The sequence below is a fragment of the Zoogloea sp. JDB1 genome (assembly GCF_056724025.1).
The window spans coordinates 1853552-1866441 of the sequence record NZ_CM161496.1 but is presented as its reverse complement, the minus strand read 5'-3'; the positions used below and the strand labels follow the sequence as shown (position 1 = coordinate 1866441).

The following is a 12890-nucleotide window of genomic DNA, read 5'->3' as shown; positions in this document are numbered from 1 at the left end:
GGACTCCTCGATCCGGGCCGGTTAGTTGTTGCCGTAGCTGAAGCGGCGGGCGATCAGCAGCAGGCATTGTTCGAGCACGAGGCCAACGATGCCGATCACGAAGATCGCGATGATGATGTGCTCGACCTTCAGGTTGTTCCATTCGTCCCACACCCAGAAGCCGATGCCGACGCCGCCGGTGAGCATCTCGGCGGCCACGATGACCAGCCAAGCGGTGCCGATGGACAGGCGGATACCGGTCAGCATGTAGGGCAGCACGGACGGGAAGAGGATCTTGGTGATGATCTTGAACTCGGACAGGTTCAGCACCCGTGCCACGTTCAGGTAGTCCTGCGGCACGCGCTGCACGCCTTGGGCGGTGTTGAGGATCATCGGCCAGATGGAGCAGATGAAGATGGTCCAGGTGGAGGCCGGGTCGGCAGCCTTGAAGACCATCAGGCCGATCGGCAGCCAGGCCAGTGGCGAGACCGGGCGCAGGATGCTGATGATCGGTTCGAGCATGCTGTTCATGAAGGCGAAGCGACCGATGATGAAGCCCATCGGGATGCCGACCAGAGCCGCCACGCCGAAGCCGATGGCAACCCGCTTGAGGGACGACAGGATGTTCCAGCCGATGCCCTGGTCATTCGGCCCGTTCTGGTAGAAGGGATCGGAGAAAAGCGTGATGGCCGCATCAAGGGTCTTTGCCGGGCCGGGGAAATCGGCGGACTTCATCGCCACCAGCGCCCACAGGCCGATGATGAAGGCAAAGCCGAGCAGCGGCGGCAGCACCGCGCGCAGGAAAGAGCCACAGCGTTCGCCGATGGAAACAGACGGTTCGGCTGCTGGCGCCGGGGTGACAGGTGCGGCAACCATTGAGGCCTCCTGCTTGGCAACGATGATGTCATTCCGCGTATCGGAAACGGCTTCGGTGTCGGGCCCGACAGTCACGAGGCCAGAGGTAAGGGTCGCAGTGCTCATCTGGGTCTCCAGAATTCTGTAGGGGCGAATCGCTTCGCCCGCGGATGTGGATCGGCAGTGCTGGGCGAGCGGACTCGCCCCTACAGGTCAGGCGTGGATCTTGAAGCTGGCGGCGTACTTCTTCGGATCCTTGCCGTCCCACACCACGCCGTCGATCAGCTTGGACGTGCGGAAGTCGGACTTGGGCACCGGTACGCCGACGATGCCGGCGGCCTGCTTGTACAGCTCCGTCTTGTTGATCGCCTTGGCCACCGCCAGATAATCCACGTCCTGCTTGAGCAAGCCCCAGCGACGGTGCTGGGTGAGGAACCACATACCGTCGGACAGATAGGGGTAATTCACCAGACCGTCGTTGTAGAACTTCATGTAGTTCTTTTCGGACCAGCTCTTGCCGAGGCCATTTTCGTACTGGCCGATCATGCGGCTGCGGATCACGTCCACATCGGTATTCACGTAGCTCTTGGCCGCCACGGTTTCGGCAGTCTTGGCGCGGTTGGCGGCGCTGGCATCGATCCACTTGGAGGCTTCGAGGATCGCGCAGATCATCGCGCGGGCGGTGTTGGGGTACTTGGCAGCGAACTCGGCCGTCGATCCCAGCACCTTTTCCGGGTGGTCGGTCCAGATATCCTGGGTCGTCACCGCAGTGAAGCCGATCTTGTCCACGATCGCCCGCTGGTTCCACGGCTCGCCGACGCAGTAGCCGTCCATGTTGCCGACGCGCATGTTGGCGACCATCTGCGGGGGCGGCACGACTATGTTCTTGACGTCCTTGAAGGGGTCGATGCCGTGGGCAGCCAGCCAGTAGTACAGCCACATGGCATGGGTACCGGTGGGGAAGGTCTGGGCGAAGGTGTATTCCTTGTCCTTCCTGGCGACGACCTTGGCCAGCGAGGCGCCATCCACCGCGCCCTTTTCCTTCAGGCCGTTGGACAAGGTGATCGCCTGGCCGTTGTTGTTGAGTGTCATCAGCACCGCCATGTCCTTCTTCGGGCCGCCGATGCCCAGGTGCAGGCCATACACCAGGCCGTACAACACGTGGGCGGCATGCAGCTCGCCATTGGCCAGCTTGTCGCGCACGCCGGCCCAGGAGGCCTCCTTGCTCGGGGTGATCTTGATGCCGTACTTCTTGTCGAAGCCCATCACCGAGGCCATCACCACCGAGGAACAGTCGGTCAGCGGGATGAACCCGATCTTCACCTCTTCCAGTTCCGGCTTGTCGGAACCCGCGGCCCACGCGCCGCCCGCCGGGAGCATCGTCCCCATCGCTGCCATACCTCCAATAGTCGCGCCAGCTTTCAGAAAGCCACGGCGGGAAAGAATCTTGTCGTCGAATTGCGCGCTCATCACATGCCCCTGATCCGCTTACCCAAAAAAAAGAGGCGTCACATCTCCCCGCGCGATTCGCGCTGGGGGGATGGACGCCTTTGTCCAAGTCTGATCGCCTGATCAAGCCGGGCCGCCGTTGGTCCGACTTCTGCCAGGACTTAGCGAGGACCGTGCCAAAAACAACAAGTCATTGATTAAAAGAAAAAATCCCATAATGAACACAAACCTACCCCTTAAGAGGTAGCAGCATTCCGCTCCTTGAATGCACTTCCGCAGTGCAGCAATCGGCTTTTCGGCACCATTCCGGCCCACTTCGAGGAAAGACCGGTAAATCCACAAGAAAAAAGGCGGTAGCGCCTTCGCGCCACCGCCCCATCGATATCCACGCCCTGCCGGGCACTACTCCATTCAGAGTAGGAGGTTGGCCATATCTATCACATCCTGGGCCACGTCGGCCACCTTGCGGCCGCGCTCCATCGCCAGCTTGCGCAGCGCGTGATAGGCCGCATCCTCGTCGAGGCCGCGGGCCTTCATCAGCACACCCTTGGCCTTGTCCACGATGATGCGCTCGCTCAACTTGCGGGTCGCGTCATCCCGTTCGGCACGCAGATGCTGGAAGGCCTCGAACTGGGCAATGGCCACCTCGACCAGCGAATCGAGCCTCTCGGACGACACCGAATCAACGACATACGAGGAAACGCCGGCCTTCACGGCCCGGCGGATCGCCGCCGAATCGGAATCCTGCGAGAACAGCAGCACCGGGCGCGGACAGTCCCGGTTCATGATGGCCAGATGCTCGAGGGTGTCGCGGCTGGGGGAATCGGCCTGGATGAAGATCACGTCCGGCTTGGTGGCCAGGACCTGCTCGGACAGATCGAAGGCATTCGACAACACCGCCGCCACCTGATGGCCGGCGAGCGCCACCGCTGCGCAAACGTCCGCGGCACGCTCTCGGGAGGAATCGACAACGAGCACTCGAAGCATGAGAAAACACCCTGGAAAGACATGGCACTTTAAAGCATGAAGTGCGCCAGAGATACATCAACCTGCTCCCCTTATGAGGGTAACAGGTGGAGGCAAGTTCATTCACCCTCACTGCAGGGATAGGTCGTCATCACGACGCCCGGGCGGCCCCTTCGCCATCGACCAGACAGTCGAGGATCAGCACCGACACATCGTCAGCCGCCGACTGGCGGCCCAGGTGACGGGTCAGCGCCTCGCGCAGGCCGGCCACCCGCGACGCCGGCGGCGTTGCACGCAGGGTCTGCTCCAGGCCGGCATTGCCGAAGGACTGGCCTTGGCGGTTCTCGGCCTCGGTCAGGCCATCCGAGCAAAGCACGATCTGCGACGCAGCATTCCAGCCGAAGACCTCGCAGGCAATCCCGGCCTCCGCAGAGGGCAGGATGCCGAGAGGCAGCTGCCGGGAAACAAAGCGCTGCAGCACCGTACCACGCTCATCGATCAGCAGCACGTCGGGCACGCCACCGACCCAGATCTGCCCCTGCGGTGCAGCGGCCTCCAGGCGTACCAGCGCCGATGCAACGAAGCGCCCGGCGGGCAGCAGGCCGCACAACAGATCGTTGAGCTCGGTCACCAGGCTCGTCAGCGGTGCATTGCGCGCAGCCCCTCGATAAAAGGCTCCCAGCGCAGGCAGCACGCTCACCGCAGCGGCCAGCCCGTGGCCGGTGGCATCGGCCAGCATCGCGTACAGGGCGCCGTCCGGCGCGCGCGCCACGGCCACCACGTCGCCGGAGAAATTGCGCGCCGGCAGCACCGCATACTGCACCGCGCGGTCGTGCAGCCAGTCGCTGCGGATCTGGCGCTCCATGATGTTCATCGCCAGCTCCTGCTCGCGCTCCGACTCGTCGTGGTAGCGCTGCAGACGGGCTGCGTCTTCGACCAGCTGGCGCTGGATGCGGCGCGCCTCGGAGACGTCGCGGACGACACCAATGAACATGCGCCGGTTGGGCAACTGGAGATCGGACATTCCGACCTCCATCGGGAAGGTCGCACCGCTCTTGCGGCGCCCCAGCATCTCGCGGATCTGACCGCCGGCCTTCATCTGCCCGGACGACAACAGCCTGGGGATGGACAGCTCGGTACCGAAATCGCCATCCGACATCAGCATGCCGAGGAGCTGCCCGATCATCTCCGACGACGAATAGCCGAAGATCTGGCTTGCCGCCCGGTTCACCGACAGGATGCGGCCATTCTCGTCGGCCGAGATGATGCCGTCGATGACCCCGTTGGCCACCGCCCGGACCTGCTCCAGGGAACTCGCCAGCCGCCGCTGCATGTCGAGCAGGCGGCGCAGGGCCTTGAAACGCGCGGCGAAAACCGGGAAGGACAGAGGTTTGGCCAGGTAATCGTCGGCACCGATGTCCAACCCATGAACGATGTCTCCCTCACCACTGAGGGCCGACAGGATGATCACCGGTACCCAGCGATCGCCGGCGATGCTTCGGATCTGGCGGATTGCCTCGAAGCCATCCATCCGCGGCATCATCAGGTCCATCAACACCACGTCCGGCGATTCGCGCCGGAACAGCTCGACGGCTTCGACGCCATCCTCCGCATAGATGGGAACGCAATTCAGGTGGGCCAGGAAAGTGCCTACGATGCTCCGGTTCGACGCAATGTCATCCGCAACCAGCACGCGCAACGGTTTTTCTGCCATTACAGAGTCTCTGCAGTTGGCGGGCGCGCCCTTAGGCGGCGCGCCCGCATATCCATCCAGTACGTATCAGACCAGGCCCTGGACCTTGGGAACCGTGACCACAACCTGGTTGCCCGGCGGCAGGTAGGTCAGGCTCGCAAAGGCCAGCTGGCGGGACAGGGCGATGCCACGCCCGTTGGGGGCAAAGGCACGCTCCGGATCGAAATCGAGGAACTGGCGCCAGTCGAAGCCTTCGCCATCGTCGCGGATCTCGAACACCCAGCGGCTGTCGTCGCTGCGCACGCGCAGACGCACGACCTTGTCCCGGTTTTCCGGCAAAGCAAGCCGCCGGGTGATCTCCTCCTCCCAGCTGTCACTCTCACGCAGGCGGCTCTTCTCGGAGAATTCGATCCCCAGGTTGCCGTGCTCGACACCATTCACCAACAGTTCGGACAAGCCCATCGCCAGCATGTCCGGTTGTGGCCCCAGCAAGGCGATGAAGGAGGCCAGCACCCGCGCCTCTTCGAGGGTACGGATGCGGAATTCGCCCTCCTTGATGCAGCGGAAGGCCTGCGCCTGCTCGGCCAGGCTGGCGGTCAGCTCGCGGCGCACGCGCATGTCGTCGAGGGCGGAACGGATGATGGTCTGCAGCGCCTCGCCCTCGAAAGGTTTGGTGAGGTAGTAGAAAGCCCCGGCCGCCAGCCCTTCGCGGACCTGTTCGGGTGAGGTCGCAGCGGTCTGCATGATCACCGGGATCGAACGCAGACGTTCGTCGCTCTTGATCCGGCGCAGCACGCTGATGCCGTCCATGCCCGGCATCATGCGGTCGAGCAGGACCAGGTCGAAGCGGGAGTCCTGCTGACTCAAGGCTTGCCAGGCCGCTTCGCCGGAATCCACCATCACCAGTTCGAAGCCCATTTCATCCAGGTATTCACCGACGATATCCAGATTGAAAGGTTCGTCGTCTACGACCAGTATTCTTGCCTTGCTCATGTTTCTCCTTCTTTGGCCTCTGCCAACGTCGGCCTGTCCTGTTCGGCCAACGGCAATGCGACGATGAATTCTGCACCGCCGGCCGAATTATTGCGCGCGCGGATGAAGCCGCCATGAGCGGCGACGATCTCCTGGCAGATCGCCAGCCCCAGCCCCGTTCCACCAGCGCCGGTACGGGTCCGGCTGCTCTGCACGAACTTGTCGAAGACCGCGCCGAGTTCCCCCACCGGAATGCCCACCCCTTCGTCGGACACGCAGAACACCAGCGCAGGGCCGTCTTGCGCAGCCGGCGTGGCAGCGCCATCGGACAGCCGACCAACATGCAGGGACAGCAGGATACCCTTGCCCTCCGGCGTGAACTTGGCGGCATTCGACAGCAGATTCATCACTACCTGCCCCAAGCGCGCCGCGTCCCCGTTGATACGTGGCAGTTTGGCGTCCCGCTCGACACGCACCTGCAGCGCGCGGGCCTGGAACAGCGCCTCGAACTCCCGCAGTCCGTCCTGCACGACCCTGGACATGTCCATCGTTTGCAGGTTCAGCACCATCTGCCCGGCCTCCAGCTTGGAGAGGTCGAGCAGATCATTGAGCAATAGCAACAAACGCTCGCCGCTGACCCGGATGCGATGGAAATAGCCGCGCAGCTTCTCGTGCCCAGCCTGGGTGATGCGGCTTTCACCGAGGCGGGCGTAACTGAGCACGCCGTGCATCGGCGTGCGCAACTCATGGGACATGTTGGCCAGGAAAACCGACTTGGCCTCGTTGGCAGCCTCGGCAGCCTCCTTGGCGGCCTGCAGATCCCGCGTACGCGCCTCCACCAGCGTGGCCAGGTCGAGGTTGTGGTCGAGGATCCGCGCCTCGCGGGCCTTCACTTCGTCGATGTCGGTCTGCGTGCCGATCATGCGCAGCGCCCGGCCGTTGTCGTTGCGCTCCACCACCAGACCCCGCGCCATCACCCATTTGTACTTGCCGTTCCTGCAGAGCAGCCGCGCCTGGTGCGTGAAATAGGGCGTATCCCCGCGCAGATGCGCATCGCGGGCCGCCAGCAGTCCCGACAGGTCGTCGGGATGGACCCGCCACGCCCACTCCTTGCCGCTATCCTCGGCCTCCTCCGCCCCATAGCCGAGCATGCTCAGCCAGCGCGGGGAGCGGAAGACCTTGCCGCTCGCGATATTCCAGTCCCACACCCCGTCGCCGGCGCCGTCCAGTGCGAACTGCCAGCGGGCCTCGCTTTCGCGCAGGGCCAGTTCGGTCTCCTTGAGGTCGGTAACGTCGCGGATCACCGCCAGTGCCCCGCCGGTGCGTACGGCCCGGAAGCGCGCTTCGAAATGGCGTTGGCGGCCCCCACGGGCAGACGTGTACTCGACACGCTGCAACAGCCCGCTGAGCGACGCGGCCTGGGCCGCCTCGGCGAAGCGGCGTGCCATGTCCGGCGACAGGGACTCGTCCAGGCGCTTGCCGAGAAAAGCCTCCGGCGGCATCGACAGGGTTTCCCGGCTGTCCGCGTGATAGCGCACGATGCGCATCTCGCCATTGAGCTGGAACAGCATGTCGGGCATCGCGGCAATCAGGGACTCGTTGGTGGCGTGGGCCTCCTGAATGGCTTGCTGCTCGGCCTTGCGGGCCGTCACGTCCTCGACGATGACCCAGCGCTGCCCATCGCTGCCGCCAACCACTGTGGTCGTCACCAGCACCGGTACGCGTCGCCCATCCTTGCGCACGAACTCGGTCTCGCGGGCGCTGGCGATGACCGTCGGCGCTCCAGCCGGGTCGCCATCGGCATTCGCTCCAGGCTCCAGTTCGCAACCGCCGCGCAGTTCGTCCTCCGAATACCCGGTAATGCGGCAAAAAGCCGGATTGGCCTGCTGGTAAAGCCCCTCGGCGTCGATCAGGGCCATACCGAGGGACGCGTGCTGGTACAACGCATCGAGACGGGCATGGGAATCCACCACGGCCTGGCGGGCACGCCGCAGGGCCGTGACATCGGACGCGGCACCAGCCGTGCGCAACGGCTTGCCAGCGGCATCGAACTCGGCCTTGCCGGCCAGGTGGAACCAGCCAATGCTGCCGTCGACGCGGGCAATCGGCACCACGCAATCGAGGGCACGCGTATCACGGATCAAGCTCCGGAACGCGGCGATGAAATCGCGCCGCCCCGACACCGACATGGAACGCAGGATGCCGCGTCCGCTGCGCGGCAATCCGCCCTCCGGGTAACCCAGCAGGCGGTCGCAGCGCGTTGACAGGAAGATCTCGCGCCGGTCGGCCTGCCACTCCCAGATTCCTTCGTCGGTCGCCGAGACGGCCAGCTCGAAGCGCTTCTCACTGGCGCACAGCTCCCGGGTCATATCGGCAGCCAGGCTCTCGGCCCGCTTCTGTTGCCCGGCCAGGCTCGCCACCACAAGGGCCAGCAACACACTGGCCGCACAGCCTCCCAAAGCGGCCAGCGTGGATGTCGCCCATTGGCTCGTTGCTGGCGGAGCCAGAATCGACAGGCGCCAGTCGCGCTCGCCAAAGCGCACTTCCCGCACCACCACCGGCGACACCTGCATGGTGGCCACGTCCGAGTAGACGCGTCGAGGTATCGCGTCGGTGACGTCATCCACCACCAGATCGTAGCCAGCGATGGCCGCCACACGCAGCGTGTCGAACATCGGCGTCACCGCAATGGCGAGCACCACAAGTCCATCGGCAACATCCCCGTCGCTGGCACCGAGTTCGTCGACCGGTCTCGCCGCCCGGTACAGCACGACGCCGGGTACCCTCTCGGCAGAATCCCTTCCCGTCAGCTCGGCGAGAGCGCTCATCGCCATCTCGCCGGACTTCAGCGCGGCGTCCATCGCCCACCGACGTATCGGGTCGGCGTAGCCATCCAGACCGATCACGCTATCTGCGCGATCGCTGAGCGGCCATAGATATACCAGCGGAAAACTCAGGCGCTGGCCCCGCGGATCGGGCCGCGGCAGCACGCGGGTCGGCTTGCCGTAGCTGGCCGACAGCAAGGCCTCGATGGCCGGGATGCGCTGCGCTTCGACACGCCGTGCAAAGCCGATGCCCAGCACCTCGGGCAGCGCCTCGGTCGGCTTCAGGCCGGCCACATAGGTCTCGAACTCACGCCGCTCGACGAGGTATTGGGCGGAGAACATCCCGGTGACCCCGCGCAGGATGAAATCGACCTTGCCAAAACGCTCCTTCAGTTGATGCTCGAGCCGGTCTGCCGCCGCCTCGTGGCGGGCCTGCTCGAACTCCGCGTCCTGATCGGCCAGATAGGACCATCCCCACCCGGTAGCCAGCAGCCCCACCCCCAGAACCAGGCCGAACCAACGCCGCTCCGTCCGCGGCAAGCTGCGCAGGTGGCGAAGGACGGCCCGGAAGCGGCTCGACGGGATAGCGGGTATCGGACTCATGACCCGCAGGTGTACGGCCTGCGGCCCCAAAGCTTGAGGCGCCGCCACGCGTCGTCACAATCAGCGGCAGCCGACCTCGTCCTTGACGCCGAACTTGCGCAGGATGTTTTCCAGCGGACAGAAGCGTGTGAAGCCGCTCTGCAGCAGGTTGGCACCTACAAAGGCGGTGAACCACAGGAAGTTGTGGCTGACGAAGAAAGGGCTGCCCTCCACACCGAGGCCGAGGGAGACGAGCACGAAGGTGCCGGCAAAAACCCGCACCCACTGGTTGATGTTCAGCTTCATGATGGCTCTCCGCCATGCGCGCCGCGCCCGTGGGTGGCGGCAAAGTACAGGACCGGGATGACGACCAGGGTCAGCAGCGTGGATACCAGCACGCCGAAGATCAGGCTGATCGCCAGCCCGTTGAAGATCGGGTCGTCGAGGATGAACAGCGCGCCGATCATCGCCGCCAGCCCGGTCAGGCCGATCGGCTTGGCGCGCACCGCCGCCGCGTGGATGGTGGCCTCGGCCATCGGCACACCAGCGACCACCTGCTGGTCGATGAAATCCACCAGCAGGATGGAGTTGCGCACGATGATGCCGGCCAGCGCGATCATCCCGATCATGCTGGTGGCGGTGAACTGGCTGTGCAGCAGCGCGTGCCCCGGCATCACCCCGATGAGGGTCAGCGGGATCGGCGCCATGATGATCAGCGGCACCAGATAGCTGCGGAACTGGGCCACCACCAGCACGTAGATCAGCACCAGGCCCACCGCGTAGGCGGCGCCCATGTCGCGGAAGGTTTCGTAGGTGATCTGCCATTCGCCGTCCCACTTGATGGCATAGGCCGCATAGGGGTCGTCGGGCTGGTGGATGAACCACTCGTCGAGCGTGCCGGCCAGGCGCTCACCGACCAGCGGCAGGTCCTTCAGGCGGCTGCGGATGTCGAACATGCCGTACAGCGGCGAATCCAGATGCCCCCCCATGTCGCCGGTCACATAGACCACTGGCAGCAGGTCCTTGTGGTAGATCACCTGCTCCCGCCGCGTCGGCTCTACCTGGACCAGCTCCGACACCGGCACGAGCGCCCCGCCGGCCTCCGCGGCGCGGGCGCGGACGCGCATCTGCAGGATCTGCTCGATGCCCGACAGGTCTTCCGCCGGCAGCGTCAGGCGTACCGGGATCTCGTACTTGTTGTCGCCGCCATGCACCGGCGTGACGTTCTCGCCGCCGAGGCCCAGGCGCACCACTTCGACGATGTCGGCCTGGGCCACGCCGAGCTGGGCCGCCTTGGCCTGGTTCACGCGCAGCACCAGCTTGGGCGCCGCCTCGTCCACCGTGTCGTCCACGCCGACGATGTCCGCACTGGCCTCGAAGGCCTGGCGGACCTTGCCGGCCACCGCCACCTGTCCGGCGTAGTCGGGGCCATACACCTCGGCGACGATAGGTGACAGCACCGGCGGCCCCGGTGGCACCTCCACCAGCTTGGCGTTGCCGCCGTGCTTCCTGGCGATGGCGGCCACCGCGTCGCGCACGCTCACCGCGATCTCGTGGCTCTGCCGGCTGCGGTGGTGCTTGTCCACCAGATTGACCTGGATGTCGCCCATCTCCGGCTGGGCACGCAGGTAATACTGGCGGACCAGGCCATTGAAGTTGATCGGCGACGCAGTGCCGGCGTAGGCCTGGAAATCGGTGACCTCGTCCACTTTGGCCAATTCAGCGCCGATCTCGCGCAACACCTCGGCGGTGGCTTCGACCGGCGTGCCGACCGGCATGTCGAGAACCACCTGGAACTCGCTCTTGTTATCGAAGGGCAGCATCTTCAGCACCACCAGCTGCACCACCGCCAGCGACACCGACAGGGCAATCGCCAGCACCACGCCGAACCACAGCCTGGCGCGGGCGCGACCACCGCGGACCGGATCGAGCAGTGGCGTCATCAGGCGACGAAACAGGGCTTCGAGCCGGCGGGTGAGGCGGTCGGGGCCGTGTTCCGGTGGAGTTTCCGCGTCCGCCGGAGCGTGTTCGCCCTTCATCAGCTTGCCGGCCAGCCACGGCGTCACTACGAAGGCCACCGCCAGCGAGATGAACATGCCCATCGACGCATTGATCGGGATCGGGCTCATGTACGGCCCCATCAGGCCACTCACGAAAGCCATCGGCAGCAGCGCCGCAATGACCGTGAAGGTAGCCAGGATGGTCGGCCCGCCGACCTCGTCCACCGCCTTCGGAATCAGCTGCCACAGGGGCTTGCCCGGCTCCAGGGTGTGCCAGCGGTGGATGTTCTCGACGACCACGATGGCGTCGTCCACCAGGATGCCGATCGAGAAGATCAGCGCGAACAGGCTGACCCGGTTCAGGGTGAAGCCCCAGGCCCAGGACGCGAACAGCGTCGCCGCCAGGGTCAGGGTCACCGCCGCGCCGACAATCACCGCCTCGCGCCGGCCCAGCGCGAAGAACACCAGCAGCACCACCGCCGAGGTCGCGAAGACCAGCTTGCCGATCAGCTTGTCGGCCTTCTCGGTGGCCGTCGCACCGTAGTTGCGGGTGATCGTCACCTCGACGCCGTCGGGCACGATGCTGCCTTTCAAGGCCTCGATGCGGCGGATCACTCCGTCGGCCACGTCAGCCGCGTTCTCACCGGGTTTCTTGGAGATCGACAGGGTCACCGCCGGGAAGCGCTCGCCGGCCGCCGCGCCAGCCTCCGGCGCCCCCTTGCCGAGGCCATGCCACACATAGCGCGACGGCTGGTCCGGCCCATCGAGCACCGTCGCCACGTCGGCCACATGCACCGGCTTGCCACCGGACACGCCAACCACCAGGCGCCGCACGTCGGCGGCGCTCTCCACATAGGTGCCGGTCTGCACCAGCACCTCCTGGTTAGCGCGGGTCAGCACGCCGCTCGGCTGGGACGCATTGGCGAGCAGCAGCGCGCCCTTCAGGTCCTGTGGCGTAATGCCGAAGGCGTTCATCCGCCCTACATCAAGCAGCACGCGCAGCACATGGCCGGGACCACCGATGGTGCTCACGTCGCGGGTGCCCTTGACGCGCTTGAGCTCGACCTCCACCGCCTGCGCCACCTGCTGCAGGTCGAAGGCCGAGCGGGCCTCGTCCCGCGTCCAAAGCGTAAGGGCTACGATCGGCACGTCATCGATGCCCTTCGGCTTGATGATCGGCTCGGCCACGCCGAGCTCCGGGGAGATCCAGTCCCGGTGGCTGTGGATGGTGTCGTACAGGCGCACGATGGCGTCCTGGTTCTTCACACCGACCTTGAACTGCACGGTGATCACCGCCATACCCGGGCGGGATACCGAGAACACGTGGTCCATCCCGGCGATGCGCGACAGCACCTGCTCCGCCGGCCGGGCGACGAGGGCTTCCACGTCCTTCGCTGAGGCGCCAGGGAAGGCCACCATCACGTCGGCCATGGTCACGTCGATCTGCGGCTCCTCCTCCTTCGGCGTGATCAACGCGGCGAACACGCCGAGCAGCATCAGCACCAGGGCCAACAGGGGCGTGAGGGCGTTGCGCTGGAACAGCGCCGCGAGACGTCCGGCGATACCCAT

At 65.4% G+C, this 12890-nt stretch carries 8 protein-coding genes; all 8 read right to left on the bottom strand.

Translation table 11 applies throughout. The features are described from left to right. Positions 1-21: 21 nt before the first annotated feature. The gene (gene ntrB / locus AC1PPK_RS08255) at positions 22-960 is read right to left on the bottom strand and encodes a nitrate ABC transporter permease (RefSeq protein ID WP_481117358.1); all 939 of its coding nucleotides are present in this window, start codon (positions 958-960) and stop codon (positions 22-24) included. An 87-nt stretch (positions 961-1047) separates the two neighbouring features. Next, complete coding sequence (locus tag AC1PPK_RS08250) at positions 1048-2304, bottom strand: CmpA/NrtA family ABC transporter substrate-binding protein (protein ID WP_481117357.1); 1257 nt, start codon at positions 2302-2304, stop codon at positions 1048-1050. A gap of 390 nt (positions 2305-2694) precedes the next feature. After that, complete coding sequence (locus tag AC1PPK_RS08245; RefSeq protein WP_481117356.1) at positions 2695-3270, bottom strand: ANTAR domain-containing response regulator; 576 nt, start codon at positions 3268-3270, stop codon at positions 2695-2697. Positions 3271-3400: 130 nt separating this feature from the next. Next, a complete protein-coding gene (locus AC1PPK_RS08240; RefSeq protein ID WP_481117355.1) occupies positions 3401-4963 on the bottom strand; it encodes a SpoIIE family protein phosphatase in 1563 nt (520 codons plus the stop codon). Between the two features lie 66 nt (positions 4964-5029). Beyond that, on the bottom strand, positions 5030-5935 hold the full coding sequence (locus AC1PPK_RS08235; protein WP_481117354.1) for a response regulator: 906 nt from the start codon (positions 5933-5935) through the stop codon (positions 5030-5032). Then, positions 5932-9342 (bottom strand): PAS domain-containing protein, encoded by a 3411-nt coding sequence (locus AC1PPK_RS08230; protein WP_481117353.1) that lies wholly within the window; start codon positions 9340-9342, stop codon positions 5932-5934. Before AC1PPK_RS08230 ends, AC1PPK_RS08235 begins: the two co-directional genes overlap by 4 nt. Before the next feature lie 60 nt (positions 9343-9402). Next, positions 9403-9627 carry a YgaP family membrane protein gene (locus tag AC1PPK_RS08225; RefSeq protein ID WP_481117352.1) on the bottom strand — a complete coding sequence of 75 codons (225 nt, stop codon included), beginning with the start codon at positions 9625-9627 and terminating at the stop codon, positions 9403-9405. Next, entirely contained in the window at positions 9624-12890 is a 3267-nt protein-coding gene (locus AC1PPK_RS08220) for an efflux RND transporter permease subunit (RefSeq protein ID WP_481117351.1), read from the bottom strand. Before AC1PPK_RS08220 ends, AC1PPK_RS08225 begins: the two co-directional genes overlap by 4 nt.

Excerpts from the sequence above, each read along its gene's own strand:
- AC1PPK_RS08235 (WP_481117354.1), bottom strand. The coding sequence starts at position 5,935 with ATGAGCAAGGCAAGAATACTGGTCGTAGACGACGAACCTTTCAATCTG.
- AC1PPK_RS08240 (WP_481117355.1), bottom strand. The coding sequence starts at position 4,963 with ATGGCAGAAAAACCGTTGCGCGTGCTGGTTGCGGATGACATTGCGTCG.
- AC1PPK_RS08230 (WP_481117353.1), bottom strand. The coding sequence starts at position 9,342 with ATGAGTCCGATACCCGCTATCCCGTCGAGCCGCTTCCGGGCCGTCCTT.
- AC1PPK_RS08220 (WP_481117351.1), bottom strand. The coding sequence starts at position 12,890 with ATGGGTATCGCCGGACGTCTCGCGGCGCTGTTCCAGCGCAACGCCCTC.
- AC1PPK_RS08250 (WP_481117357.1), bottom strand. The coding sequence starts at position 2,304 with ATGAGCGCGCAATTCGACGACAAGATTCTTTCCCGCCGTGGCTTTCTG.
- AC1PPK_RS08225 (WP_481117352.1), bottom strand. The coding sequence starts at position 9,627 with ATGAAGCTGAACATCAACCAGTGGGTGCGGGTTTTTGCCGGCACCTTC.
- AC1PPK_RS08245 (WP_481117356.1), bottom strand. The coding sequence starts at position 3,270 with ATGCTTCGAGTGCTCGTTGTCGATTCCTCCCGAGAGCGTGCCGCGGAC.
- ntrB (WP_481117358.1), bottom strand. The coding sequence starts at position 960 with ATGAGCACTGCGACCCTTACCTCTGGCCTCGTGACTGTCGGGCCCGAC.